This is a genomic window from Pseudomonas sp. NPDC088322 (assembly GCF_044740745.1).
In the GTDB taxonomy this organism is placed as follows: Bacteria; Pseudomonadota; Gammaproteobacteria; order Pseudomonadales; family Pseudomonadaceae; genus Aquipseudomonas; species Aquipseudomonas shirazensis.
On sequence record NZ_JBIURK010000005.1, the window covers coordinates 449,073 to 473,906 of the forward strand.

Sequence of the window (24,834 nt, forward strand, 5' to 3'; positions counted from 1 at the left end):
GATGATGCGGAAACGATGGGCTTTTCCAAACCACAAAGAAAAACCCCGCAGACGTTAATCTGCGGGGCTTTCAAATATGGAGGCCGAGGTCGGAATCGAACCGGCGTAGACGGATTTGCAATCCGGAGCATAACCACTTTGCTACTCGGCCTCAAAGGTTGGATCTAGCGGCTTGCGCCCTGCTATCTCCTTGAAACTTCAGCGCTTTTTCAAGCTTGCTGCGCTTCAATGGACGCCATTATGTCTGCATTCGCTTGGCCTTGCAACCCCAATCTCAGAAAAAATCTTCAAGGGGTTCAAGGTGTTAGCGTAGGCGGCCGAGCTTGCTCCACAGCCCCACCAAGGTGTTCTCAACCGCGCCGCTGGCGGCCACACCAATGCGCTCCTGCAAGCTTTTGCGTTCGGCAAACCGCAGGTGGTAAAGGTTGGCTTCACGGGCGCGGTCGCTGAGGTATTCGTCGCTGGTGCGCAGCTCATCAACCAGCTGCATGTTCAGCGCCGCAACACCCAGCCAGACCTCGCCGGTGGCCACCTCGTCCATATGCAGCTGCGGGCGATAACGACCAACAAAGTCCTTGAACAGCTGATGGGTGACGTCGAGGTCTTCCTGGAACTTCTCGCGGCCCTTCTCGGTGTTCTCGCCAAATACGGTCAGCGTGCGTTTGTACTCACCGGCGGTCAGCACTTCAAAATCGATGTCGTGCTTTTTGAGCAGGCGATTGACGTTTGGCAACTGAGCGACCACGCCGATCGAGCCAAGGATGGCAAACGGTGCGCTGACGATCTTGTCGCCGATGCAGGCCATCATGTAACCGCCGCTGGCAGCAACCTTGTCGATGCACACGGTGAGTGGGATACCGGCCTGACGGATGCGCGCCAGTTGCGACGAGGCCAGGCCATAACTGTGCACCAGCCCACCGCCGCTTTCGAGCCGCAGCACGACTTCATCACGCGGGGTGGCGAGGGTCAGCAGCGCGGTAATTTCATTACGCAGACTTTCGGTGGCAGAGGCTTTGATGTCACCATCGAAATCAAGAACGAAGACCCTCGCCTTGTCCTCGCCCTTGGCTTTCTTCTGCTGCTTGTCGGCCTTGGCCTGCTGCTTGCGCAGGGCCTTGAGTTGAGCCTTGTCGAACAGGCCCGCCTCGAGCCGCTCACGCAGCGCCTTGTAGAAGTCGTTGAGACGGGTGACCTGCAACTGCCCGCCGGGCTTGCCGCGGCCTTTGCCGCGCAGGCCGGCAATAGCCGAAAGCACCACCAGAAAAGCAATCACCAGGGTGGCGGTTTTGGCGAGAAAGCTTGCGTATTCTGCAAGAAACTCCACGTTGACTCCTTTATAAATCAGCACCTGCACGGTGCGAAACTGCTGCCAGCATACCGGGGCGTACGGGGCACTGCCAGCAGGCGAAAACGCTGGCAACATCTTTCAAACAAGCTTTTCAAACGCTTGTATGTTTTTTCGTTGACAGCCACTCTGGCGCATCCTAACCTCCCAGCAACTTCACTCGGCCGGATATCGATGTGGGCAACCTCTACCTGATCCGACATGGCCAAGCCTCGTTTGGTGCCACCGACTACGACGTACTGTCGCCGGTCGGCGTGCGTCAGAGCCAGGCTTTGGGCAGCCATCTGGCCAACCTCGGCTTGCGCCTGGATCGTTGTATCGCCGGCGACCTGCGCCGGCAACAGGACACCGCCCTGCTCGCGCTCGAAGCCATGAGCACCCTGGGCTGCGCGGTGCCGGCGCTGGAGACCGATGCCGGCTTCAATGAATTCGACGCCGACGGGGTGATTCGCACACTGCTGCCGGCGCTGCTGCCAGAGGAGCCGCGGGCGCTGCATGTGCTCAGCAACGCTGCGCAAAACCGCAGCGAGTTTCAGCGCCTGTTTGCCTTGATGGTGCAGCGCTGGCACGACGGCCAGCATCCGGCCGATGGGCTGGAGAGCTGGGAGGCTTTTACCGGCCGCCTGCGCAGTGCCCTGCAGCGGGTGTTGGACGCCGCCGACAGCGGCGACAACGTGGCTGTTTTCACCTCGGGCGGCAGCATCGCCGCCCTGCTCCACCTGACTACCGGCATCACCCCCAGCCAGGCGTTTGCGCTGAACTGGCAGATTATCAACACGTCGTTCAGCCAGCTGAAGTTTCGCGGCCATGACGTGGCACTGGCTTCCTTCAACTGTCAGGCCCATGTGCAGCTGTTGAAGGCGCCGGAGCTCATCACCTATAGGTGAGCCCGGCCTGTTGTGTCCCTGCGGACGCGAATTTCACTTAACAAGGAATACACCATGAGCGATGTAGCTAAAGCCGTCGAAGCGATGAAAGCCAAATTCAATCCCGCTGCTGCTGAAGGCCTGGACCTGGTGTTCGGCTTCAACATCACCGACGAAGACAAGCAGTACGCGCTGGTCGTCAAAGACGGCACCTGCGACATCCAGGAAGGTGAAAACCCAGACGCCAACTGCACCCTGGTGCTGGACAGCGAGACCCTCAAAGGCATCGTCAGCGGCGAAACCGATGGCATGCAAGCGTTCATGGGCGGCAAGCTGCGCGTTGAAGGCGACATGATGCTGTCGATGAAACTCAGCGAGCTGTTCCCTGCCTGAGTGGCAACGACGACTGTCTGAAAGAAACCGAAGCCGGCACCGGCTTCGGTTTTTTTTTGCCTGCTACGGCGCTCATCGCCCAGTGTAGGTAACGCGCATCAAGCGTACTGATCAAGCGCCAACACGCCTGCCTATATGGCGACTGGCACGCTTGTTCCATTACAGCGAGCCGATTAGATTAGCCAATAATCCTCGATACCGAGAATAAGGACCACGCATGACGCTGACTGACCAGTCCACCCAGGTACGCCCCGGCGAAGAACTCGATGCCAGCGTCATCGATCCCTATCTCAAAGCTCATCTGCCTGGCCTGGAAGGCATGCCGCTGATCAGTCAGTTCCCGGGCGGCGCCTCCAATCTGACCTACCTGGTCAGCTACCCACAGCGTGAGTTCGTGTTGCGGCGTCCGCCCTTTGGCGCCAAAGCCAAGTCAGCGCACGACATGGCCCGTGAGTTTCGTATCCTCAATCAGCTCAACAGCGGCTTTCCTTACTGCCCCAAGGCGTACCTGCACTGCACCGACGAAAGCCTGATCGGCAGCGAGTTCTACCTGATGGACCGGGTCGAAGGGATCATCCTGCGCTCGGACATCCCGCTGGAGCTGGGCCTCGATGCCCAGCGCACCGAAGCCCTGTGCAAAAGCTTCATCGACCGTTTGGTGCAATTGCATCAAGTGGATTACCGCGCCTGCGGCCTGGCTGACCTGGGCAAACCCGAGGGTTACGTGCAGCGCCAGATCGAGGGCTGGATCAGCCGCTATGAGCAGGCCGCCACCCCGGATGCACCGCGCTGGCAGCAGGTCATGGACTGGCTGCGGGCAAAGATGCCAGCCGACCACCCGCGCTCAGCCATCGTGCACAACGACTACCGCTTCGACAACGTCATCCTCGACGCAGCCAACCCGATGCAGATCATCGGCGTTCTGGACTGGGAGATGACCACCCTCGGTGACCCGTTGATGGACCTGGGCAACAGCCTGGCTTACTGGATCGAGGCCGACGACCCCGCCCCCATGCAACTGATGCGGCGCCAGCCAAGCAACGCTCCGGGCATGCTCAGCCGGGCGCAGTTCGTTGCCTACTACGCCGAGCGCGCCGGCATCCGCATCGACAACTTCGACTTCTACTATTGTTATGGACTGTTCCGCCTCGCAGGGATCGTCCAGCAGATCTATTACCGCTTCCACTACGGCCAGACGCAGGACAAACGCTTCGCGCAGTTCATTCACATGAACCGCCTGCTTGAGCAGATGGCGCTGCAAGTGATCGGCAAGTCCGCACTTTGACCACACACAACAAGGGACACAGCATGGCCAAGACGCAACTGTTCGACCTCGACGGCAAGATTGCCTTCGTCTCCGGCGCCAGCCGCGGCATCGGCGAAGCCATCGCCCACTTGCTGGCGCAGCAAGGCGCGCATGTGATTGTCTCCAGCCGCAAGCTGGACGGCTGTCAGCAGGTCGCCGACGCGATCATCGCAGCCGGCGGCAAAGCAACTGCAGTGGCCTGCCATATCGGTGAGCTGGAACAAATCCAACAGGTGTTTGCCGGCATTCGCGAGCAGTTCGGCAGGCTCGACATCCTGGTCAACAACGCGGCCACCAACCCGCAGTTCTGCAACGTGCTGGACACCGACCCAGGCGCCTTTCAGAAAACCGTCGACGTCAACATTCGCGGTTACTTCTTCATGTCGGTAGAGGCCGGCAAACTGATGCGTGAGCACGGTGGTGGCAGCATCATCAACGTGGCCTCGATCAACGGCGTGTCCCCGGGGCTGTTCCAGGGCATCTACTCGGTGACCAAGGCCGCGGTGATCAACATGACCAAGGTGTTCGCCAAGGAGTGCGCGCAGTTCGGCATCCGCTGCAACGCCTTGCTGCCAGGCCTGACCGATACCAAGTTCGCCTCGGCACTGGTCAAGAATGACGCCATCCTCAACGTCGCCCTGCAGCAGATACCGCTCAAGCGTGTGGCGGCGCCCAGCGAGATGGCCGGCGCAGTGTTGTACCTGGCGAGCGACGCCTCGAGTTACACCACCGGCACCCTGCTCAATGTCGACGGTGGTTTCCTGTCCTGAGCCGGCCGGTTACAGGCAGGTCGCCGCAGTAGCCCGGCGGCGCAGTGCGGTGGTGTCGGCTTTTTGCGCGTAATAGTCGACGCGTGTGCCACCGTCTTGCGGATAGATGTCGGCAAACGACTCTGCCTCACGGGTATAAACCGTCAAGCCGCCACTCTTGCGCGGCTGCAGGTAACCACTGGCGTCGACCCCAAAGACAGCCTCATCCTGCCAACTGAACTGGATGCATTGGGCAACCAGTTCCGCAGCCTTTTGCGATTTCAGCTGTGCAGTCGGCGCAGTGCCGCGCGCGGCATCCATGGTCGACGAGGCACACCCGAGCAGCATCAATGCTGCGGCCATCGGCACAATTGCACGCATGTTTCATCCTCGTAGGCAAAAAAGAACGCGACTCTAGCATTTGCGTGCCTGCACAAGTGAATTCTCGACGCTCAGCTGTTGTCGCATTAACACACCTATTGCATTTGGAGACTGTGCATGAAAATGCGCCCACTGCTGTCCGCCCTGCTGTTCACCGCCACCCTGCCTTGCCTGCCATTGGCTGCCACTGCAGCCGAAAGCAACGTCGAGAGCGTCAAGGCGCCGGAGTCTCACGACCGCGAACTGAAGGTCGGTGACAAGGCCCCGGATCAATACAAACGCGATGATGCCGCCGTGGTTGACTGGAAAGCCAACGGCCTGCCAGCGCCGGAAAAAGAAAGCCACTGGGTAAAAATGGGCAATCGCTTCGTGCTGGTGCAGATCACCAACGGCGTCGTGCTGGCCATTCACTCGAAGTGATCTAGCAGGGGCCTGGCACTGCTGCCATGTGCACAGTATTGCGCCCATCCGCCTTGGCTTGATACAGCGCCGCATCCGCTCGCCCGAGCAGCGCTGCCGCACTGTCATCAGGCCCGGGCACTGCGCACCACAGGCCGACGCTGAAGCGCAGCTCGATAGTGTCGTCAGCGAACTGCGCCGGGCTTTGTGCGATGGCCTGGCGCAAGCCCTGCAGTGCCGCCATCGCGCCCTCACGCTCGGTATGTGGCAACAGCAGCAGGAATTCCTCCCCGCCATAACGTCCCAGGCTGTCAGCCGCACGCAGGCGCCGTTGTAGCTGGCGAACGCAGTGGCACAGCACCTCATCCCCAGCCAGGTGGCCATACAGATCGTTGATCCGTTTGAAGTGATCGATATCGATCATCGCCACGGCCAGGTGACTGCCCTCATCACGTGCGCGCTCCAGCTCTTGGTCGAAACGCTGGAGGATGGCCCGCCGGTTGTAAGTGCCGGTCAGCACATCGTGCAGCGCCATGTGCTGCAAGCGCGACTCGCTGCGCTCTTTGGCCATCAGCACTAGGCCGAGCGAATACATCATCACCGTTACCGTGCCGATCGCCACCGATACCGTCTGCTTGAGGTTGCTGATGTCGTAGCGCATCTCGGCTGCGTCCCCAGCCAGCACCGCGATAACCCGCATACCCAGGCCTACCAGGCTTATAGAAGCGCCGATCACCAACAGCAGATGCGCCCGACCGGGACGTTCGGCATGACGCCGCGCCCAATGCAGCAACAGCCCGCACTGAACCATGAGCACTACTGTGGCCAGCAGCATGCGCGGCTCGAGCGTCTGCAGCAGAAGCAGCAGCCCGCCTAACATGCATAACGGAATGATGAAAATAACTCGCCACGGTACTTTCAGTTCACGCACCCGAAACAAGCTTGCCGAGTAGAACGCCAACGCCAGCGACAGCAGGCTGTTGCCCAAGGCATAGCTGACCCACAGCGGGGCCTGGGCATACAGCGTGTAGCAGATGTATGCGAGGGCGTGCGCGAGCAGGCCGCAGCCGGTCAGTAGCAGGCTGTCACGGCGATTGTATTGACCCACCAGCAACAGACAGAACGCCATGATGGTGGCGACCAGCGCGACGGCGGCGAACAGTGTAGGGGTATGGGCGATCATGTTGGTTAACCAGGCAGCGGGTGGCCGTCTCACTGCGGCCTGCCAACCAGTCTAGGGCGCCCCACGCAAACCGACCATGACCGAACGGGACAGATCAGCAGCCATCGAGCCCGAGCGTTCCATCGAGTAACAAAAACTCCATTGTCGAAGAAACCAAATCGATCGAACCCGGTCCTAGTGAGTACCCCGTAATCCTTTACGGATCAATGACCTGACTTAGCCACTTGTTTCGAGGTTCACCATTATGCGTCTGACTCTGCCTTCTCTCGCCTTGGGTCTGTTGCTGAGCCAAAGCGCTTTTGCCGGTGACGGCACTGCAGCTATCGGCGGCGGCCTCGGCGGCGTGCTCGGTAATGTGGTCGGTCAGCAGATGGGCGGCCGCACCGGCGCGGCTATCGGTGCGGGCCTGGGCGGCGCAGCCGGCAGCGCCGTCGGCGCGCGCAAAGGCAATCGCACCGAGGCAGCGCTGGGTGGCGGCCTGGGTTCGGCAGGTGGCTCGCTGGTCGGTGGCGCCCTCGGCGGCTCGACCGGCTCGACCGTCGGCGCTGGCCTGGGCGGCGCAGCAGGTGGCGCCGTGGGTAACCACATGGGCGACAACGGCGGCAGCAAGAAGAAGCACAAGCGCCGCCATCGCCACTGATTGCAATCTCAGAACGCCGGGGCTACGTTGTAGCCCCGGCAATCGCAAGCCGCCCCACCCTCACAACGCTTAGGCTGCTCCCGCACTGCACCAATGCAGCGCGTCAAAAACCTGCATCACATCAACACCCCCATCACGCCAAACTGCCACACTGACTGCTAATGTCTTGTGTGCCCCCTGCGTGAAGGATCACTTCCTCGTCATGAACCCTGAGCTACTCATGGTGCTCGGCCTGCTGGCCGTGGTTATCCTGTTATTCATCCTCAACCGCCCACGCATGGACGTGGTTGCGTTGCTGGTCATCGTATTTCTGCCGCTGTCCGGCATCCTCACTGTAGAGCAAGCCCTGGCCGGCTTCAGCGATCCTAACGTGGTCCTTATCGCGGCGCTGTTCGTCATCGGCGAAGGCCTGGTACGCACCGGCATTGCCTACCGCATCGGTGAATGGATGAGCGCCCGCGCAGGCAACAGCGAAGCGCGTCTGCTGGTCTTGCTGATGGTTTCGGTAGCCGGCCTGGGTTCGGTGATGAGCTCGACTGGAGTCGTCGCTATCTTTATCCCGGTGGTGCTAAGCATTGCCGCGCGGCTTGGCCTGGCACCCAGCCGACTGATGATGCCGTTGAGCTTTGCCGGTTTGATCAGCGGCATGCTCAGCCTGGTTGCCACGCCGCCCAACGTGGTTGTACACAGCGAGCTGGTGCGTCATGGCGAGCAGGGCTTCGGCTTTTTCAGTTTCACCCCGTTCGGCCTGGTAGTGCTGGTGCTGGGCATCGGCTACATGCTGCTGACCCGACGCTGGCTCAACGGCGAAGTACGCAAGGATGGCCGCACCGAAAGCCGCCGCACCTTGCTCGACCTGGTGCTCGACTACAAGCTCAATGGCCGCGAACGGCGCTTGCGCATTCGCCCTGACTCACCGCTGGTGGGGCATACCCTGGGTGAACTGGAATTACGCACCCGCCACGGCGCCAACGTGATCGGTATCGAGCGCCAGCACAAGTTCACCACCCGGGTGATCAGCGCCGACTCCAACAGCGTTTTGCAACAGGGCGATGTGCTGCTGCTCGATCTGTTCGCCAACCGCGATGATCTGCGCAGTCTGTGCCAATCGATGCGCCTTGAGCCGCTGCACTTCAAGGCGGCCTACTTCATCGATCAGTCGCAGGAACTGGGCATGGCCGAAGTGTCGCTGCCACCTGGCTCGCAGCTGATCGGCAAAAGCATTCTTGAGCTGACCTTCCGCAGCCGCTACGACCTCAACGTAGTCGGTCTGCGCCGCGAACAGGCCGCCATCGACGAGCAACTGGTGGAAGAAAAACTGCGCCAAGGCGATACCTTGCTGGTGGTCGGTCCCTGGAAAGCCGTGCGTCAGCTGCAAAGCCAGCCCAAGGATTTTCTGGTGCTGAGCCTGCCTGCCGAGATCGATCAGGTGGCGCCGGCACGAAGCCGCGCGCCATACGCCTTGATCAGCCTGGCGGTGATGGTTGGCTTGATGGTCAGCGGGCTGGTCCCCAACGTCATCGCCGCGCTGATCGGCTGCCTGCTGATGGGCGCCGGGCGCTGCATCGACATGAACAGCGCCTACCGCGCGATCCACTGGCAGAGCCTGGTGCTGATCGTCGGCATGTTGCCATTTGCCTTGGCCCTGCAGCAGACCGGCGGCATCGATCTGGCGGTCGGCGGCCTGGTCAGCCTGCTCGGCAATGCCGGGCCCAGCGCCATTCTTGCCTGCCTGTTCGCCGTGACTGCGATTATCGGCCTGTTCATCTCCAACACCGCAACCGCAGTGCTGATGGCGCCAGTGGCGATCAGCACCGCCCATCAACTGGGCATGTCGCCCTACCCGTTCGCCATGACTGTTGCACTGGCAGCCTCGGCGGCGTTCATGACGCCGGTGTCTTCACCGGTCAACACCTTGGTCCTGGGGCCTGGCCAATACCGCTTTGCTGACTTCGTCAAAGTGGGGGTGCCGTTCACCTTGCTGGTGATGCTGGTAACTGTGGTGATGGTGCCGTGGTTCTTTGGGCTCTAGTGAGGCAATTTGACAGCAGGCGGGCTGGCGAAACACACTGACACTAATTACCCAGGTGCCTGCAGTCGTTGTCCTGGATCCGTCTATGCCAGCCGGTAGAACCCATGGTGTTTCCAGTACGCTCGCAGCTCTTGCCTTATTTTGTCCTGTTCAGCCTGACCCTGGTGATTACCCTTGGCGGCGTTCTCGCCCGCCCGATCGAGTCGTTGTCGCTGTTCTGGCCGGTCAACGCAGTGCTGGCAGGCGTCCTGCTGCGCTATCCCCGTCAGGCGACTCCACTTGGCTTCGCCCTGGTGTGGCTGGCCATGGTGGCTGCCGACCTGGCCTGCGGGAGTAATTGGCAACCGGCGCTGTGGTTCAACCTGTGCAATCTGAGCGTGATCGTTACGGTTTGGCTGCTGCTGGTCCGCTTGCCGCGCCAGCATCGGCGTATGCGCAGCCCTCAGGGCGTGCTTTGCGTGTTTGCCGCGTGCGCCGCTGGCGCCATGGTGGCGGCAAGCATGGCCTGCCTGATGTCGGCACCGTGGTTTCAGGAGTCGATGCGCGCGACCTGGCAGGCCTGGTTCAGCGAACAGTTTTCCACCTGCATATTGATCGTGCCGGCCTTGTTGACCGCGCCCTCGCGGGGCGTATTGCTGCAAGGCGGCGGCAAGCCGATTCGCCTGGCACCGCTACTCGTGCTGGTGGGTTCGTTGGCACTGAGCATCGTATTTGGCGGCCCTGGCGCGATTGCGTTCCCGATCGCCGCCTTGCTCTGGTGTGCCTGGACCTACTCACCCTTCCTTGTGTCACTACTGGCGCTGATGGCGGGCAGCAGCTTGATCGTCGCCGTGGCGCAAAACCTCATGCACTTCAGCGTGCCGCAGAGCGTGCCGGGAGTGACCACGCTGATGTCGGCACGGCTGGGCATCACCATGCTGGTACTGGGCCCTCTGGTAGTGGCCTGCGTGAGCAATGCCAACCGGAGCCTGCTGGCGCGGCTTGAACATCAGGCAACCATCGATCATCTGACCGGCGCCCTCACCCGCAGCGCTTTCACGCGTTTGGCCAATGCCCTGCTCGACAGCCGCCAGCAGCTTGATCAGGCCATGCCGCTGACCTTGATGATGCTCGATATCGATCACTTCAAAAGCATCAATGACCGCCATGGCCACGGTGTCGGCGACCAAGTGCTGCGCACCTTCGCCCACGCCCTGCAAGAGCAGCTGCGCGATGGCGAGCTGTTTGCCCGGTTGGGTGGCGAAGAATTTGTCGTGGTCTTGCCCGGGCTTGCGCCCAAGCATGCCCAGTTCACTGCCGAACGCCTGCGCCGGGCAGTGCAGGACCTACACCTGAACCACGCCGACCCGCGCCTGCAGATGACCGTCAGCATCGGTCTGGCAGGTTGTGCCGAGGGCGGCCCATCGCCTGCGCTGGACGCGCTGCTGATATGCGCCGACAAGGCGCTGTATCGCGCCAAGGCACGTGGCCGCAATTGCGTCGAGCTCGCCGAACAGGCGCTACAGCAGACCGTCTGAATCCAGGCCGATAATCGCTGCTCAAATTCTGCTCAATCTAACGCAGGCCGCTAACCACCTCACCTGCAGCGATTTATCCACAGACCTACCCACGTTTTCTGTGGACAGTTTTCCCAAGCCAAAGAACGACTTATCGCACATACGACAACGCCGAGTCGGCTTGTAGGCCACTCGGCTATGGGTAGTTGCACAAGGGTGAGCGCCGCAGCTCTGGCCCGCCTGGGGAAGCAGCGGGCCGGCAGCGGGGTATCGCCGGTCAAGGCGGCGGAATGGTGCCCAAAAGGCCGATACAGATTGTCAGCAGCAGAAAACCACCGAGGAACAGCGCAAGCTTGCCCATTGGAACCTCTACAGTGTGAACACGAATTGGCGTAGCTGGCCCGGGGCGGACCATCGCGGCACAAGTAGCTTGGCGTGCAACGGTCAGTCGACTGGGCTTGTGAGGTATTTTCCGCCTTCGGCTGATACGGTTACAGATGCAGGTTCGCGGAAAAAAAGCAGATCAGATGAGACCAGCAGCTGGCCGCAGGCACCTTTTCAAAGCGTCACTCCAGCAGTTGCAGCTTCTCGATAGGCAGCCAGCCCAACTCACCATTGCCAGCACGGCGGCACCACAACCAGCCGTTCATGGGCAGCAGGGCGAGCACTTGCTGCCCCGGATCAACATCCAGCTCATGCGCCGAGTAGTGCTCCAGCGCCCTGCCCTGGGCGACGCCAACCCGCTCGATAAGCTGCGCCGGGATCCAGCCAGGCTCCTGCCCGGCACAGGTGCACAGGTACCAGTCCAGCCAGCTCTCGTTACCCTCGTAACGCTGGCCGATCTCGAGCAGATCGCCCTTGGCGACCCGGATGGGTCGCGGGTATCCGGATCGATGCGCTTGGATAACAACGTACTTCACTTGCCTCTCCCTGGCTGAGTGTGCGTCGGGCCAACGTTGGCGCGCCGGAAATCATATAACTGCCTTACAACGCCATGACCATCTCGTGCCAGCTCATGCCACCGTGATCGGAGGGTGATGGCTGCACATAGCGATAGCCGAGTTTTTCGTACAGGGCGACGTGGCGTTGCTTGCACATCAGATGGATCGTCGCCTTGCCCCGCGCGCGCATCTGCTCGACGAAGTGCGCCATCAGCAGCCCGGCAAAGCCGCGCCCCTGCAGCGCCGGGTCTACCACCACCGACATGATCACCACATTGGCAGCGCGCGGATCATGCCCGACCAGCTCCTTGAAGGCCTCATCGGACATCACCACCTGCTCGGCGCAACCGCTGTTGATGAAACCAGCAATCTCGCCATCCAGTTCCAGAATCAGAAAGCCCTCTGGATACTGCTCGATGCGCATGGCTATCTTTTCCCGAGTGGCCGCCTCATCGCCCTCGTAGGCGCTGGTTTCGATCTGGTAGCAGCGCTCCACATCCTGCAAGCTGGCCTGGCGCAAGGTTGGCGTGGTCATCAAACTGTCCCCCGTTTCGGTAAAGCCCGCCATGCTAGCGCAACTGCCGGCGAACTTGTTGCTCGCGGGACAGACTGACGCCAGAATCAGCCGATCAGCCCACACGCGCCGCAGGAAGCCGCCCCCATGAGCACAGCCAAGCGACGCACCGCGCCCAGCGTGATCAATCATCTGGTTGCCTTTGAGGCCGCGGCCCGGCTGGGCAGCTTTCGCGCGGCAGGCGAGGCGTTGAGCGTCACCCAAGGCGCAGTCGCCCAGCAGGTACGCACGCTGGAAGAGAAGCTCGGCATGGCCCTGTTCGAACGCCTGCCACGCGGCCTGTGCACGACGCCCCAGGGCCGCGAGTACCTGCTGCGAGTCCAGCAGGCATTGCACATCATCGAAGACGCCACCACCGAGCTCCTCGCTCAAGGTGCCCCGGGCGATCCCCACCAGGTGGTGCTCAGCACCACGCCAGCCTTTGCCAGCCGCTGGTTGATCCCACGGCTGGGCCGGCTGGCGGCGGCACATCCGCAGATCGCGCTGATGATCGATGCCTCCGACAGTACCCGGCCACTGACCGGCAAAGGCGCGGTGGACATGGCCGTGCGTTGGGGCACTGCCCCTTTCGCGGGCTGTCACGCGCGTCACCTGCAGGCGGGCCAGGCTCTGCCCGTGTGCGCGCCGTCACTACGTAACGCGGGTGACTGGCAGGTACCTAGCGATCTGGCCAGTGCACCGCTTGTTTCCGACAGCCACAACAACTGGAAGCGCTGGTTCGATCACTACGGCCGGCCAGGCACCCGGTTTACCGGCCCAGTATTCTCGCAAACCATTCTGGCGATAGAGGCTGCCGAGCAAGGCATGGGCATCGCTTTGGTGCCAGCACTGCTGGTAGCCAACGCCCTGCAGGCTGGCACGCTGGTACTGGCCTTGGCGGGCCATGAGTTACCCACCAGTGCGGGCTTCTACATACTTACGGGGGAAGCTGCGGCCGTTGGTTCGGCAGCCGCGCTGGTCACCCAATGGCTAGAGCAGGAGGCCGCCGAGCCGGGTCAATTGCAACAGGTCATTTCACGCGAGCCGCGCAGCTAGGCGGATACAGGTGCAGTAACAAATTATTTCAGAGCGCAGACAAAAACTTTGGAAACACTGCACCGCTTGGCCTGTGAGTGCATTGAATACAAACGCTTCGAAATATCGGCACACACCCATCGTAGGACGGCTCTGATCTGCTTGTAGGATTAAGCCTACAGCAGTGCAATACCTGTACGAAAACGCAGTTCCGGCTCTCAGAATGAGCTGATACGGTCGGCTCATTCCTACAACGGCAGGGACGCCATGAGCCAGAGAATCGAGATGGAAAACTACGACCAGTCCGCCCTAGCACTGCAGAAAAACCTACTCACCCTGCGTCAGCAGCGCGATCGTCAGCGCGCAGTCGGCAACCACACCGAAGCTGATCATCTGGACAAGCTGATTACCGGCATCGAGCAGACGTTCGCCCAGTTGCAGGACACGTTCAAGCCGACGACCCTGCAATGATCTGAGCCGCCTCAGGCGTCGAATTTCTGCCGCACGACCCAGCTCAATGCCCAGCCGGCGAATGCGTAGAACGCGTCCAGATAAACCAGGCCTTTGTAATTGGGCAGCAGCCCACCCTGTGCCAGCAGTTCGGCCATGTCCGGCGTCGGCGGGCTCAGCAGGTAGTAGGCGTTGGGCAACAATGCCAACGCCAGCAGGATCAGATACGTCACGCCTTTGAACAATGACTCTCGCTCGGGCGATTGTGCGGCCAGGCGCATCCCGAAAAAGGCGACCACGCCCGCTACTGGCAAGACCCACAGATGGGATGGCATGCTGAAGAAGATCTCTGCAGCCAGACTGCGTGATTCCACGGTTGAAGCTCCTTGTCAAAATGGGCAGGGCTTTTGCGGCGGCTGCATGAGCGCCAAAAGGCCGGGATTGTTACAAGCGCGCAGACCAATTGCAAAGTCCGTACTGACTGAACGCGACCGCTCTCCCCCACCCCGCCATGCCAGCCCCCGCGAAATCATTGCCAAATTTCTCGCAACAGCGTCTAATTGCAATTAGTTATCATTAGTGACCATTCCATGTCTGCTGACGACATTGCCCTTCGATGCGCCACCCAGGATCTCTACAGTAGCCACAGCGGCTGGCTGCTCGGCTGGCTGCGCCGGCGTCTGCAGTGTCACAGCGATGCCGCCGATCTGGTCCAAGATACGTTCGTACGGGTCATCAAGGCACGCCGCGCGCTGGACATTCGCGAGCCGCGGCAGTACCTGAGCACCGTCGCCAAGGGCCTGGTCATCGACCTGTTCCGCCGCCGTGCTCTCGAACAAAGCTATCTGCAAGCCTTGTCCGCCCTGCCCGTCGACGAGTACCCCTCGGAAGAAACCCAAGCCATTGTTCTGGAGACCCTGATGGAGGTCGACCGCATGCTCGACAGCCTGGGCGACAAAGTCCGCCAGACCTTCATCCTGTCGCAGTTCGAGGGCTTGAGTTACCCACGCATTGCCGAGCGCCAGGGGATATCCCTGCGCACGGTAAACAACCATATGGCCAAGGCTATCGAACACTGCTGCCTGATCCGCATGGGCTTGCTCTGATGGCCGCGGGCCAGCCCTTGGCACCCGCCCAGCGCGATGCCTTGCGCAGCGCCGCCCAGTGGTACGCGTTGCTGTCTTCGGGCATGCAGCAAGCCCGCGATCAGCAGCGCTGGCAGCAGTGGCACGACGCCGACCCGCTCCACCAGCAGGCCTGGCAGCAGGTCGAAGAAGTCCGGCAGTTGGTTGCCGGCGTGCCGGCCGAGGTTGCGGTCACGGCCTTACAACAGTCCAGGCAATCACGTCGCCAGGTCCTGCGCCAGCTGCTGGTACTCGCGGGCGTTGGCGCAGTTGGCTGGAGCGGTGTCCGCAGCGACCTGGCTACCAGCCTGCTCGCCACTCATCACACTGGGGTTGGTGAACAACGCGTGTTGGTACTCGCAGATGGCAGCCAGGTATTGCTCGATAGCCAGTCTGCGCTGGACGTGCGCTTCGATGATCAGCGTCGGCTGCTGCACCTGCACAGCGGCCGAATGCTGGTGCAGACGGCCGCTGATGTGCGATCGCGGCCCTTCTGTGTGACCTGCGCGCAAGGCCAGGTAGAGGCGCTGGGTACCTGCTTCAGCGTGCAGGCCGACAAGTCATTCTGCGAAGTCGCGGTACTCGACAAGGCCGTGCGCATCCACCCCGCGCAAAGTCCGCAGTCGCTGCGTCTTGAGGCCGGCCAGCACGTGCGCTTCGACCCGCATCAACTGAGCGAACCCGCGCCCTCGGATGCGTCGACGGCGTCCTGGCGTACAGGCAATCTGATTGCCATCAAACGCCCTCTCGGCGAACTGCTCGAAGAGCTGGGCCGCTACCGCCATGGCTGGCTGCGCTGCGACCCGTCGATTGCAGCGCTGAAAGTCTCCGGCGCGTTCCCCCTGGACGACACCGACCGCGCCCTGGCCGCGCTGGAGAGCGGCTTTGATCTGCGTATCGAGCGCCGCAGCCGCTACTGGATCAGCGTCATGCCAAAGCCAACTTGAGCCGTGCAGAAAAAAACTTCACGCAGCGGTGCACTGTTTCTCCATGTCGCTCGGCCAATCCTCAGAAACCTACCGTTTGCGCGGTTTATTTTTGGGGAGGACACTAATGATGTATCCGATCGTGTGCCGGCTGAAGCCGCTGGCCGCAGCCATTCGACTGAGTTTTATCGCCCTTGGCAGCGCCACGCTACCTGGCCTGGTCACTGCAGCTGAACAGAGCGCGGTGCAGCCGTACCACATCGCCGCCGGCAACCTGACCGAGACCCTCAGCGCCTTTGCCTCGGCCTCTGGCAGCGCCTTGTCGTTCGAAGCCGCACTCACCGATGGCCGCCGCTCACCTGGCTTGCAAGGCAGCTACAGCGTCAGCCAAGGCTTTGCCCTGTTGCTGCAAGGCACCGGCCTGCAAGCCGAACTGCAAGGCAATGGCAGCTATGCATTGCGCCCGCAGGCAACCGCTGACGGCGCCATGCAGCTGGACGCCACCCGTATCGACGGTGCAGGCCTGGGTGCCTACACCGAGCACACCAACTCCTACACCACCGGCTCGACCAGCACCGCGACCAAGCTGCCGCTGTCACTGCGCGAAACCCCACAATCGGTCACGGTCATCACCCGCAGACTGATGGACGAGCAGGGTCTGTCGACCATCAACAAAGTACTGACGTTCACGCCCGGCATCACCAGCAACCACCGTGACAGCGAGCGCTACACGTTCTATGCGCGCGGCTTTCAGATCGACAATTTCCAGTACGACGGCATCCCCTCACAGGTCGCCAACGAGTCGCAGCAGTACATCGGCGCGTTGTCCGACATGGCCATCTATGACCGCGTAGAAGTGGTCCGCGGCGCGACCGGCTTGCTCAGCGGCACCGGCAATCCGTCGGCGACCATCAACCTGGTGCGCAAACGACCAACTCGCGAGTTTCAGGGCTATGTTGCCGGCGAAGTGGGCTCATGGGACAAATACCGATCCGAGCTCGATGTGTCCGGCCCGCTGACCGACAGCGGCAATGTGCGCGGGCGCTTCGTCACCGCCTATGAGCATAAAAACTCGTACATCGACTGGTACAAGCAGGAAAACCGCGTGATGTACGGCGCCGTCGACATCGACCTGAATGACGACCTGACCCTGCGCACCAGCCTCGATTATCAGAACAACAACGCCGATGGCACCACCTACGGCCATATCCCGCTGTTCTACAACAACGGCCAGCAAACCAACTTCCCGCGCAACTTCAACCCGGCAACGCGCTGGAGCTACATGAACAACACCGGCTATAACTTCAGTACGCTGCTGGAGCAACGCCTGGCCAATGACTGGACCCTGAAAACCGCCTACAGCCACCAGTACTCGTACCGCAAAAGCCAGAGCGCATCAGCCAGTGGCGGCTATGCCGACCCGCAAACCGGTCAGGGCAACTTCGCCTTCGTCAGCCGCCTGGACAGCTACCAGACCCAGGACACTCTCGACGCCTACGCCTCCGGCCCGTTCAGCCTGGGTGAGCGCGAGCATGATGCGGTAATCGGTGTGAGCACCTCGCGTACGCACCTCAACTTCCCCGAGTACAGCGATCTTGGCCCGGTCGGCGATATCCCGCAGGTGGGCAACATCCATGAATGGGATGGGCGTGCCATCGACCGGCCGACGTTCAGCAAGATTGGCGACAACCTCACCAAGCTGCGCCAGACCGGCATCTACGGTTCGGTACGGCTGAAGCCAACTGACGACCTGTCGATCATTCTCGGCTCTCGGGTTAGTTGGTGGGACATCAACGACATGAAGAGCACCGGCGGCAAACGGGTCGAGAAGGTCAAGAAGACCGGTGAAGTCACGCCGTATGTAGGCATCGTCTACGACCTCAATGACACCTATTCGGTTTATGCCAGCTACACCAGCATCTTCCAGCCGCAAACATTCTATAAAACCACCAGCGGTACAGCCGTCGCGCCGCTGACCGGTGACAATTACGAAATCGGTTTGAAGGCCGAGCTGTTCGACGGCGCGCTCAACGCCAGCATCGCGCTGTTTGATGTCGAACAGAAAAACACGGCATCGGCCATCGGTGTGGATGGTGACGGCCAGACCGTCTACAAAGCCATCGCCGGCACCAGCACTCGCGGTGTCGAAACCGAAGTGTCCGGCGAACTGTTGCCGGGCCTGAACGTTTACGGTGGCTACACATACCGCGAATCGCACGACAAGGACGGTGAGCGCGTCGCGACCAACCAGCCGATCAATCTGTTCAAGCTGGGGACGTCCTACCGCATGCCCGGCGACCTGTCGCGCCTGACCATCGGCGGTAACTTGACCTGGCAAAGCGAAGCCTATGCCGCCCAGCAGATCAACTGGAGCGGCCCCATGCGCAAAGCGACGCAGGATGCCTACGCAGTGGTCGGTTTGTTGGCCAGTTACGAGGTTGATGAGCACTTGACCGTCGGTTTCAACCTGAACAACCTGTTCGACGAGAAGTACTACGACGGCTTGGGCACCTTTGCCTCAGGTTCCTACGGCGAACCCCGCAATGCGGTGGTCAATGCCAAGTGGCGCTTCTGACAGTGACGCGGGAATGAAGACAGCCAACTGCAGAACATCGAGGTGTTCTGGTAAAGTGCCGCCGCCCAATATTTGTATTCGGGCTCTAGTCCATGGAGTAGTAACGTGAAGTCATTCAGCAAAGTCATCGCTTCTGCAGTACTGGGTCTCGCTCTGGCAGGATGCACCGGCACCGCCATGAAAACTCAGCAGTACGACAGCAGCCAGTACACCATTGTTGGCCACAGCGAAGCCAGTGCCACCGGCCTGATGCTGTTCGGCTTGATCCCGATTCGCCAGAACAGCCGCTTCGTACGCGCGCAAGATTACGCCATCAAGGCCAAGGGCGGCGATGCGATGATCAACACCCAGGTACAAGAGCGCTGGTTCTGGGCATGGGTTCTGAATGGCTACACCACCACCGTTTCCGGTGATGTGATCAAGCTGAAGACTGCTCAGTAAGTAGCGTCTTGCTTGATAAAGCCCGGTTCGCCGGGCTTTTTTATGTGTGCCAGCACGCGATCAGGCTTTACCTCCGTGACGCCTGGCCGTTACAGTCGATGCCTGGGCGTGTGCTGCGCCTGCGGTCCGCGCGAAGGGGTTTCCCAGGCATGCGTTGTACATTGCCCATTCCAGCTCCCGGCTTGTCGGCGGACCGAGCCCTGTAAGGAGTTGGCATGCCCGCCATTAATGCTTCCCGCCATCATGGTCTTGTTGACCTGCCCGCGCTGCGCAAACGCGCCAAGCAGTTGCTCAAAGCCCTCAAGAACAACCAAGCCGAAGATACCCGCGTGCAGTTGCGCGCAATCGGCGTGCCTGGCCCGGAGTACAAGCTCGCCGACACTCAGTGGCTGGTAGCGCGTGAAACGGGTTTCTCCAGTTGGCCAAAGTTGATTGCACATGCCGACAGCGTCGCCTTCGCCGCACGTCATCCGGACTTTGCTGCGACCAACGAAGCCACCGTTCAGCACTGGCGCTGCGGCAGCGATATCGAGCACAGCCTGCGCGTCGCTGGCTTCACGGGCACATTTCATATGTTCGATGATCCGATGGTCATGGGCCCTGTTCCGGCCCTGCCTGACGACGATTACTGGCAAGTGCGTGCAGCGTTCATTCAGCAGACATTCGGCCTATCGCCACGTGATGCCCAGCAACGCCAAGCCTCACAACGCCAGGCCCTCGCGCAACTTGGCCACGATAGTGAATTGGTGCTGTGGTGCGAGGGCGACGCCTATGATCAGTTGTTTCTGATTCGGCTCCTGGCGAGTTTGGCTACGGTGCCGCGCAGGCTGGAACTGATCGAGATCAACCGCGTGCCGGGCGTTGAGCGTTTCATTGGGCTGGGCCAGCTGGCGCCGGATGTGCTTGCATGGCTCTGGCCACAACGGCGAGCACTGGCTGCAGATGCCTTGGCGCTGGCACGGGAGGCATGGGCGGCCTATACCTCAGCCGACCCTGGCAACTGGGCGCGGATGGCAGGCCAGGTGCATCCGGCATTGCCGCTGCTCGGGCCCGCGTTGGCCAAGCAACTCCAGGAACTCCCGGGCGCCTCGGATGGCTTGAGTCTGACCCAGCGTCTGACCCTGCGGATACTGGCAGATCACGGAGCGTTGCCTGCCGGCAAAGTCTTCGCTCATTTGAACAAGGACTATGAACCTCTGCCCTTTCTGGGGGATTTGATGTTCGCTACGCTGTTGCGCCCGCTCATCGATGCGCCGCAGCCACTGGTGCAGGAACAGCAGGGCGGTGAGTGGCAGCACGGTCTTGTTCGAATCACCGACCTGGGTGAGCGCGTATTACGAGGCACCGTGAATTGGCTCGACTGTGCCCCGGCCGAGCGCTGGGTTGGCGGCGTGCAGATCGTTGCTGAGCAAAAGCCATGGGTCGTCAGTGAACACGGGGACGTCTGCCGGCGTTGATTCAGTGATCAACGCGCTCCTTTTACCGCAGCCCTAAAGTGCCACTAGCACACTTGTGCTAATCGACCCCGTACCCACCTGGCGCTATATTCGCCAGCAACCCCAATGCTCCCCGCCAGCACGGCGAATTCGCCGTGCAAGGGATCGTTGCGCAAAAAAAAAACCAAAACATCCCCAAGGAAGAAGCGCCATGAAACTGCACGCTCCAGTCACCCGCCTCGCCCTGCTCGGCGCCCTGATGATCGGCGTTGCCGGTTGCAGCCATATGAAACCCACCGAAGACCATCTCAAAACGCTCTCGGAAACCAATATCGGTGAGACGGTCAAGCGCGTTTCCAATGTGCGCAGTGACTCCATGACCACGTATTACATCGCCAGCACCGCTTCCGGTGACTACAACTGCTCCGTGCCCAGCGGTGCCAGTGGCGGAATGTTCGCCGTGGCCAGCTTCGGCATGATGAAACCCGCCGCCTACTGCCAGCCCAAAGGCGCCCGCGGTAATGGGTTGACCCCGTTCAACCAGTAAGCGGCCCCTGACTGAGCTCGCGCAGAGCGCCCCGTAGTTCAGCGGGGCGCACTGGCTTGGACAGAATGGCGATCTGCCGATCGTGCAGGGCTGCCTGGATCCGCTCGAGATCATGCCCGGTCAGAATCAGCGCTGGCACCGCCACGCCGCGCTGCGCGCGCAGGTGGTCGATGCATTCGATACCGGTGGCGTGGTTGCCCAGGTCATAGTCGGCGACGATGATGTCGCAATCGCTGACCAGATCATGCCCGCTCGACTCCGCCTGCACCTTGCAGCCCCAGCGCTCCAGCAATGCCTGGGTGGCGAGCAGCACGTTGTGGTCATCTTCCACCAGGCACACTTTCAAACCGGTCAACAGCCCCGCCTGACGTGGATCGTCGCGCACAACGTGTTGCTCCGGCGCGGTCGCCAGCGGCAAGCCGCTGAGGCTGACCGAAGTGCCACGGCCCACCCGCGAGCGCAGCATCACCTCCATGCCCATCAACAGCCCCAGGCGCTTGACGATAGACAAGCCCAGACCGACCCCTTCAACGTCTTTATCGCGCAGCTGGCGAACGCGATAGAACTCCTCGAACACCCGCGACAGATGCTCCTCGGCAATCCCCTGCCCTTGGTCGTGGATCTCCACCACCAGCCCGCCGTGGCGCCGGCGCACGCCGACCAGTACAGGGCGCTGGCGGCCGTACTTCAAGCAGTTGGAGAGCACGTTCTGCACCATGGTCGCCAACAGTGCCGGGTCGACCCTCACCCAGTGTTTGCATGGCCGCAGGCGCAATTCGACCCCGGCCCAACGGGCGGCTTCGGCATTCTGGCGGAGTAACTCGGCGAGCAACTCGCCCAGGTGAACTTCCTGGTACTTGGGCAGCAAACGGCCGTTGTCCAGGGTGTAGAGATCGAGAATGGAGCGGAACAATTGCGAGACGTTCAGCAGCGACCGGTCGATGTTGTCCACCAGCCGCCGCTCCTCTTCGCCCAGGCGCGCCTCACGCAGGCAGGCGGTGAACAGGCCGATGGAGTGAATGGGTTGGCGCAGATCATGGCTGGCCTGGGCCAGAAAGCGCGACTTTTCCAGGTTGGCGGCGATGGCCTCTTCGGAGGCCTTGCGCGTGCGCTCCAGCAGCAGGTGGGCGTAGACCGGAATCACCGTACTGGTGATCATCAGCATCAGCATCATGAACGGCTGCGCCTGCCACAACGGATTCAGCCCGTACACGACCAGCAGCGCCAGCAAGCCAAGGACGGTGGCAATCGCCAGATAGCGCGAACCATAGCGCATGCCGTTGCCCAGGTTGACCCAGACCATCACCGCATACAGCGGCAACGCCGCCTCGCCGCCGATCACCAGGCCGAACGAGGTGCCGGTATAGTCGTGAATCATCCCGAAAACCCGCCGCGCCGGGTAATGCCCGGGCCAGCGCGCGATGACCTGACGAAGTACGATCGAGGCCAGCAGGAACACCACGATATAGAGCATCACCGGCACGTAGTGCGCCACCGACTGCCCTGGCAAGAAGCCCAGCACACCGATGTACACCATGGCGCAAAGGGCTACCACAATACGCAGGTTGGCTTGATCCAGTTCAGCGTCTTTCATGAACTTCACGGGCAACGTCCTTGTACGGTCATCGTAATGCTGGCACGCCGAGCAAGCAGGCCCTGAGCAGAGTGTTAAAGTACCACGCAGGCGCAACACCTGACCCCCAGGGAGGGGCACTCCATGACATGCCGCATCATCATCGCTGACGACCACCCCATGTTTCGCGAGGGGATGCTGCGCACGGTGCAACGCTTGCTACCCGAGGCTCAGGTAGAGCAGGCCGGCGATCTGGACACAGTGCTGAACATGCTCGAACGCGACAGCGACGTGGACACGCTGATCCTCGACCTGCGCTTCCCCGGCCTGACCTGCATCAGCCAACTGGGTGAGCTGCGCAAGCAGCTGCGGCGTACCACATTGATCGTGGTATCGATGGTCGATGACCCGCTGTTGATCGAACAGGTGATGGCGATGGGAGCCGATGGCTTCATCGGCAAGAACATCGCGCCCGAAGAGATCGGCCAGGCGCTGCTCGCCATCCGCGAAGGCGAGGTGCTGGTCAAGTTCGCACCCTCAGGGCTATTACCTCTGGACACCAACACCCTGACTACGCGCCAGCAGGAAGTGTTGCGGCTGATCGCTCAAGGCAAGACCAACAAGGAAATCGCCAAGGCCCTGGATATTTCGCCGTTTACCGTGCGCATCCATGTATCCGGATTGCTGCGAACCCTCAACGTGCCATCGCGGGCAGCGGCAGCCGTCAAATACAGCGCATCCTTGTAAGTCAGCGCTGCCGGGACACTGTTATACGCCGCCCGGTGAATCCAGCACCATCCTCACCTTGCGGCCAAGTTCCTGCGGTAAGTACGGTTTGGATATCACTTCAAATTCAGAACCGCCAATATCAGTTCGCTCGATCGAGCTCTCTGCATAGCCAGTGGTCAGCAGCACCTTCATCGACGGATGCTGCAACTGCACCTTGCGCGCCAGCGTCACGCCATTGATGCCGCCCGGCATGATCAGGTCAGTGAACAGCAGGTCGAAGTGCAGCCCCTTCTCCAGCATCATCAACGCATCCTTGGCATCATTGGCCACCTGGGTCTCATAGCCCTGTTCTTCGAGGATCACCTGGGCCAGCTCGGCAACATCGGCGCGGTCTTCCACGATCAGGATGCGCTCATCACCGGTTTTGGACTTGAGCAGGCTCGCGCGCTCCAAGGGATGCAGCTCGCTGGCATCGGCGGGGAAGTAAAAGCGCACGGTAGTCCCTACGCCCTCTTCCGAGTAGATCTTGACAGTGCCACCGGACTGCTTGGCAAAGCCATACACCATCGACAGCCCAAGGCCGGTGCCCTTGCCCTCGTCCTTGGTGGTGAAGAACGGGTCCATCGCTCGACCACGCACGGCCTCGGGCATGCCCTCACCGTTGTCGGTGACCGAGACGCAGACGTAATGTCCCGCGTGCAGCCCTTCATAAGACGCTCGCGCATCTTCGGTCACGATGACGTTCTTGGTTTCAATATTGAGTGCCTGGCGCTCATCTCCAGCCATGGCATCGCGCGCATTGATGATGACGTTGAGCAAGGCGATCTGCGCCTGAGCCGGATCGATCCGGCAATTGTGCAATCCGTCATCCAAGCTGAGCGATACAGAGACACCATCGCCCAACGTCTGGTTGATCAACACCTGTGCGTCAGTGACGATCTGATTGATATTGATCACCCGCCCCTGCAGCGATTGCTTGCGCGAGAAGGCCAGCAATTGCTTGGTCAACGTATTGGCCCTTTCCACCGCCTGAGTGGCATGGGTCAGCCCCCTGACGATCCTGGCCAGATCGGGCTGCTCCTTCTCGGCAGCCGACTTGGCCAACGAGACATAACCACCGATGACCTGCAGCAGGTTGTTGAAATCGTGCGCTATGCCGCCGGTCAGCTGCCCCAATGCCTCCATCTTCTGCGACTGGCGCAATGCATCTTCCACATCTCGACGCCGGCTGACGTCCAGCTGGGATGCGAAAAAGTATTTGAGCTCACCGCTGTCGTTATAGATCGGCGAGATGAATAGCGCATTCCAGAACGAACTGCCGTCCTTACGGTAGTTCAGCACCTCGGTGGAAAAGTCATAGCGCTGAGCGACGGCCTGGCGGATCGCAGCGATCACGTCCTGATCCGTATCCTTGCCCTGCAGGAACCGACAGTTGTGGCCGATCAACTCATCTTCGCCATAACCAGTCATTTCCTGAAAGGCCTGGTTGGCAAAGATGATGGGATTGTCCGGCTGGTTGGGGTCCGTGACGATCATCGGCATGCGAGTGCTTTCGACCGCGGCGAAGAAAATGTCCTTCGGATGGCCCATGACTTCAGCAGTGAATCGATTGTCTACTCTAATCCCACTGGTCGGCACTGCGGAGTCCTCTGCGAAGGTGCGCTGGGGTCTGCAGATTGTCGAGACCCAAAGATGACGGGGGATGCAGGGCAGC

The 24,834-nt window shown here is 61.1% G+C and carries 25 protein-coding genes and 1 tRNA gene; 17 read left to right on the forward strand and 9 right to left on the reverse strand.

Going from position 1 to position 24,834, the window contains the following annotated elements; translation table 11 throughout:
• Positions 1-77: 77 nt before the first annotated feature.
• Both ACIOAU_RS15955 and sohB read right to left on the reverse strand, forming a co-directional pair.
• Positions 78-151: transfer RNA gene (locus ACIOAU_RS15955), tRNA-Cys, on the reverse strand.
• 153 nt (positions 152-304) lie between these two features.
• Positions 305-1,324: a protease SohB gene (sohB, locus tag ACIOAU_RS15960; RefSeq protein ID WP_101323058.1), complete on the reverse strand. Its 1,020-nt coding sequence runs from the start codon at positions 1,322-1,324 to the stop codon at positions 305-307.
• A 197-nt stretch (positions 1,325-1,521) separates the two neighbouring features.
• On the opposite strand from sohB, the gene ACIOAU_RS15965 reads away from it, so the two are divergent.
• The 4 genes from ACIOAU_RS15965 (at position 1,522) to ACIOAU_RS15980 (ending at position 4,680) form a co-directional block, all read left to right on the forward strand.
• On the forward strand, positions 1,522-2,232 hold the full coding sequence (locus ACIOAU_RS15965) for a histidine phosphatase family protein (RefSeq protein ID WP_259072910.1): 711 nt from the start codon (positions 1,522-1,524) through the stop codon (positions 2,230-2,232).
• Between the two features lie 54 nt (positions 2,233-2,286).
• Positions 2,287-2,604: an SCP2 sterol-binding domain-containing protein gene (locus ACIOAU_RS15970; RefSeq protein ID WP_101320731.1), complete on the forward strand. Its 318-nt coding sequence runs from the start codon at positions 2,287-2,289 to the stop codon at positions 2,602-2,604.
• A 217-nt stretch (positions 2,605-2,821) separates the two neighbouring features.
• Positions 2,822-3,889, forward strand: coding sequence for a phosphotransferase family protein (locus ACIOAU_RS15975; protein ID WP_259072905.1), 1,068 nt, complete (start codon positions 2,822-2,824; stop codon positions 3,887-3,889).
• 23 nt (positions 3,890-3,912) lie between these two features.
• Complete coding sequence (locus ACIOAU_RS15980) at positions 3,913-4,680, forward strand: SDR family oxidoreductase (protein WP_150568821.1); 768 nt, start codon at positions 3,913-3,915, stop codon at positions 4,678-4,680.
• A gap of 9 nt (positions 4,681-4,689) precedes the next feature.
• Here ACIOAU_RS15980 and ACIOAU_RS15985 read toward each other — a convergent pair whose 3' ends face one another.
• Positions 4,690-5,040, reverse strand: coding sequence for a hypothetical protein (locus ACIOAU_RS15985; protein WP_150568820.1), 351 nt, complete (start codon positions 5,038-5,040; stop codon positions 4,690-4,692).
• A 117-nt stretch (positions 5,041-5,157) separates the two neighbouring features.
• On the opposite strand from ACIOAU_RS15985, the gene ACIOAU_RS15990 reads away from it, so the two are divergent.
• Positions 5,158-5,460 (forward strand): RcnB family protein, encoded by a 303-nt coding sequence (locus ACIOAU_RS15990; RefSeq protein WP_101320739.1) that lies wholly within the window; start codon positions 5,158-5,160, stop codon positions 5,458-5,460.
• 1 nt (position 5,461) lies between these two features.
• Here ACIOAU_RS15990 and ACIOAU_RS15995 read toward each other — a convergent pair whose 3' ends face one another.
• A complete protein-coding gene (locus tag ACIOAU_RS15995) occupies positions 5,462-6,622 on the reverse strand; it encodes a GGDEF domain-containing protein (protein ID WP_259072902.1) in 1,161 nt (386 codons plus the stop codon).
• A 244-nt stretch (positions 6,623-6,866) separates the two neighbouring features.
• Between ACIOAU_RS15995 and ACIOAU_RS16000 the strand changes: the two genes are divergently transcribed.
• The 3 genes from ACIOAU_RS16000 to ACIOAU_RS16010 all read left to right on the forward strand — a co-directional run bounded on the left by ACIOAU_RS16000 (position 6,867) and on the right by ACIOAU_RS16010 (position 10,811).
• Positions 6,867-7,262: a bacteriocin gene (locus ACIOAU_RS16000; protein WP_101320743.1), complete on the forward strand. Its 396-nt coding sequence runs from the start codon at positions 6,867-6,869 to the stop codon at positions 7,260-7,262.
• 202 nt (positions 7,263-7,464) lie between these two features.
• Positions 7,465-9,294, forward strand: coding sequence for an SLC13 family permease (locus ACIOAU_RS16005; RefSeq protein ID WP_150569957.1), 1,830 nt, complete (start codon positions 7,465-7,467; stop codon positions 9,292-9,294).
• 104 nt (positions 9,295-9,398) lie between these two features.
• Positions 9,399-10,811, forward strand: coding sequence for a diguanylate cyclase (locus tag ACIOAU_RS16010; RefSeq protein ID WP_401183213.1), 1,413 nt, complete (start codon positions 9,399-9,401; stop codon positions 10,809-10,811).
• A 545-nt stretch (positions 10,812-11,356) separates the two neighbouring features.
• Here ACIOAU_RS16010 and ACIOAU_RS16015 read toward each other — a convergent pair.
• Entirely contained in the window at positions 11,357-11,710 is a 354-nt protein-coding gene (locus tag ACIOAU_RS16015) for an SH3 domain-containing protein (RefSeq protein WP_401183216.1), read from the reverse strand.
• A gap of 64 nt (positions 11,711-11,774) precedes the next feature.
• A complete protein-coding gene (locus tag ACIOAU_RS16020; RefSeq protein ID WP_150569954.1) occupies positions 11,775-12,266 on the reverse strand; it encodes a GNAT family N-acetyltransferase in 492 nt (163 codons plus the stop codon).
• A 126-nt stretch (positions 12,267-12,392) separates the two neighbouring features.
• On the opposite strand from ACIOAU_RS16020, the gene ACIOAU_RS16025 reads away from it, so the two are divergent.
• Entirely contained in the window at positions 12,393-13,340 is a 948-nt protein-coding gene (locus ACIOAU_RS16025) for a LysR substrate-binding domain-containing protein (RefSeq protein WP_401183220.1), read from the forward strand.
• Between the two features lie 246 nt (positions 13,341-13,586).
• On the forward strand, positions 13,587-13,790 hold the full coding sequence (locus tag ACIOAU_RS16030; RefSeq protein WP_224785525.1) for a hypothetical protein: 204 nt from the start codon (positions 13,587-13,589) through the stop codon (positions 13,788-13,790).
• Positions 13,791-13,801: 11 nt separating this feature from the next.
• Here the strand turns inward: ACIOAU_RS16030 and ACIOAU_RS16035 are convergent, their stop codons facing one another.
• Positions 13,802-14,116: a hypothetical protein gene (locus ACIOAU_RS16035; protein ID WP_101323060.1), complete on the reverse strand. Its 315-nt coding sequence runs from the start codon at positions 14,114-14,116 to the stop codon at positions 13,802-13,804.
• Between the two features lie 243 nt (positions 14,117-14,359).
• On the opposite strand from ACIOAU_RS16035, the gene ACIOAU_RS16040 reads away from it, so the two are divergent.
• The 6 genes from ACIOAU_RS16040 to ACIOAU_RS16065 all read left to right on the forward strand — a co-directional run bounded on the left by ACIOAU_RS16040 (position 14,360) and on the right by ACIOAU_RS16065 (position 20,818).
• Positions 14,360-14,875 carry a sigma-70 family RNA polymerase sigma factor gene (locus ACIOAU_RS16040; RefSeq protein WP_181087495.1) on the forward strand — a complete coding sequence of 172 codons (516 nt, stop codon included), beginning with the start codon at positions 14,360-14,362 and terminating at the stop codon, positions 14,873-14,875.
• Positions 14,875-15,840 (forward strand): FecR domain-containing protein, encoded by a 966-nt coding sequence (locus ACIOAU_RS16045; protein ID WP_259072895.1) that lies wholly within the window; start codon positions 14,875-14,877, stop codon positions 15,838-15,840. The genes ACIOAU_RS16040 and ACIOAU_RS16045 overlap by 1 nt, the downstream gene beginning before the upstream one ends.
• A gap of 106 nt (positions 15,841-15,946) precedes the next feature.
• Complete coding sequence (locus ACIOAU_RS16050; RefSeq protein ID WP_259072894.1) at positions 15,947-18,394, forward strand: TonB-dependent siderophore receptor; 2,448 nt, start codon at positions 15,947-15,949, stop codon at positions 18,392-18,394.
• 105 nt (positions 18,395-18,499) lie between these two features.
• Complete coding sequence (locus ACIOAU_RS16055; protein ID WP_181087497.1) at positions 18,500-18,835, forward strand: hypothetical protein; 336 nt, start codon at positions 18,500-18,502, stop codon at positions 18,833-18,835.
• 215 nt (positions 18,836-19,050) lie between these two features.
• The gene (locus tag ACIOAU_RS16060; RefSeq protein ID WP_401183226.1) at positions 19,051-20,292 is read left to right on the forward strand and encodes a DUF1835 domain-containing protein; all 1,242 of its coding nucleotides are present in this window, start codon (positions 19,051-19,053) and stop codon (positions 20,290-20,292) included.
• Between the two features lie 190 nt (positions 20,293-20,482).
• The gene (locus tag ACIOAU_RS16065) at positions 20,483-20,818 is read left to right on the forward strand and encodes a hypothetical protein (RefSeq protein ID WP_101320759.1); all 336 of its coding nucleotides are present in this window, start codon (positions 20,483-20,485) and stop codon (positions 20,816-20,818) included.
• On the opposite strand, the gene ACIOAU_RS16070 is transcribed toward ACIOAU_RS16065, so the two are convergent.
• Entirely contained in the window at positions 20,808-22,412 is a 1,605-nt protein-coding gene (locus ACIOAU_RS16070; RefSeq protein ID WP_401183356.1) for a hybrid sensor histidine kinase/response regulator, read from the reverse strand. The genes ACIOAU_RS16065 and ACIOAU_RS16070 overlap by 11 nt on opposite strands.
• Before the next feature lie 123 nt (positions 22,413-22,535).
• Here ACIOAU_RS16070 and ACIOAU_RS16075 point away from each other — a divergent pair, with 123 nt between their 5' ends.
• Positions 22,536-23,138 carry a response regulator transcription factor gene (locus ACIOAU_RS16075; protein WP_101320763.1) on the forward strand — a complete coding sequence of 201 codons (603 nt, stop codon included), beginning with the start codon at positions 22,536-22,538 and terminating at the stop codon, positions 23,136-23,138.
• Positions 23,139-23,159: 21 nt separating this feature from the next.
• On the opposite strand, the gene ACIOAU_RS16080 is transcribed toward ACIOAU_RS16075, so the two are convergent.
• On the reverse strand, positions 23,160-24,758 hold the full coding sequence (locus ACIOAU_RS16080) for a histidine kinase famiy protein (protein WP_401183359.1): 1,599 nt from the start codon (positions 24,756-24,758) through the stop codon (positions 23,160-23,162).
• Positions 24,759-24,834: the final 76 nt, after the last annotated feature.

What these genes read in the sequence shown, in the direction of transcription:
- ACIOAU_RS15970 (WP_101320731.1), top strand. Translation starts at nt 2,287, where the DNA reads ATGAGCGATGTAGCTAAAGCCGTCGAAGCGATGAAAGCCAAATTCAAT.
- ACIOAU_RS15985 (WP_150568820.1), bottom strand. Translation starts at nt 5,040, where the DNA reads ATGCGTGCAATTGTGCCGATGGCCGCAGCATTGATGCTGCTCGGGTGT.
- ACIOAU_RS16070 (WP_401183356.1), bottom strand. Translation starts at nt 22,412, where the DNA reads ATGAAAGACGCTGAACTGGATCAAGCCAACCTGCGTATTGTGGTAGCC.
- ACIOAU_RS15995 (WP_259072902.1), bottom strand. Translation starts at nt 6,622, where the DNA reads ATGATCGCCCATACCCCTACACTGTTCGCCGCCGTCGCGCTGGTCGCC.
- ACIOAU_RS16065 (WP_101320759.1), top strand. Translation starts at nt 20,483, where the DNA reads ATGAAACTGCACGCTCCAGTCACCCGCCTCGCCCTGCTCGGCGCCCTG.
- ACIOAU_RS16000 (WP_101320743.1), top strand. Translation starts at nt 6,867, where the DNA reads ATGCGTCTGACTCTGCCTTCTCTCGCCTTGGGTCTGTTGCTGAGCCAA.
- ACIOAU_RS16010 (WP_401183213.1), top strand. Translation starts at nt 9,399, where the DNA reads ATGGTGTTTCCAGTACGCTCGCAGCTCTTGCCTTATTTTGTCCTGTTC.
- ACIOAU_RS16005 (WP_150569957.1), top strand. Translation starts at nt 7,465, where the DNA reads ATGAACCCTGAGCTACTCATGGTGCTCGGCCTGCTGGCCGTGGTTATC.
- ACIOAU_RS16060 (WP_401183226.1), top strand. Translation starts at nt 19,051, where the DNA reads ATGCCCGCCATTAATGCTTCCCGCCATCATGGTCTTGTTGACCTGCCC.
- ACIOAU_RS15990 (WP_101320739.1), top strand. Translation starts at nt 5,158, where the DNA reads ATGAAAATGCGCCCACTGCTGTCCGCCCTGCTGTTCACCGCCACCCTG.
- ACIOAU_RS16020 (WP_150569954.1), bottom strand. Translation starts at nt 12,266, where the DNA reads ATGACCACGCCAACCTTGCGCCAGGCCAGCTTGCAGGATGTGGAGCGC.
- ACIOAU_RS16030 (WP_224785525.1), top strand. Translation starts at nt 13,587, where the DNA reads ATGAGCCAGAGAATCGAGATGGAAAACTACGACCAGTCCGCCCTAGCA.
- ACIOAU_RS15975 (WP_259072905.1), top strand. Translation starts at nt 2,822, where the DNA reads ATGACGCTGACTGACCAGTCCACCCAGGTACGCCCCGGCGAAGAACTC.
- ACIOAU_RS16050 (WP_259072894.1), top strand. Translation starts at nt 15,947, where the DNA reads ATGATGTATCCGATCGTGTGCCGGCTGAAGCCGCTGGCCGCAGCCATT.
- ACIOAU_RS16040 (WP_181087495.1), top strand. Translation starts at nt 14,360, where the DNA reads ATGTCTGCTGACGACATTGCCCTTCGATGCGCCACCCAGGATCTCTAC.
- ACIOAU_RS16025 (WP_401183220.1), top strand. Translation starts at nt 12,393, where the DNA reads ATGAGCACAGCCAAGCGACGCACCGCGCCCAGCGTGATCAATCATCTG.
- ACIOAU_RS15980 (WP_150568821.1), top strand. Translation starts at nt 3,913, where the DNA reads ATGGCCAAGACGCAACTGTTCGACCTCGACGGCAAGATTGCCTTCGTC.
- ACIOAU_RS16045 (WP_259072895.1), top strand. Translation starts at nt 14,875, where the DNA reads ATGGCCGCGGGCCAGCCCTTGGCACCCGCCCAGCGCGATGCCTTGCGC.
- ACIOAU_RS16075 (WP_101320763.1), top strand. Translation starts at nt 22,536, where the DNA reads ATGACATGCCGCATCATCATCGCTGACGACCACCCCATGTTTCGCGAG.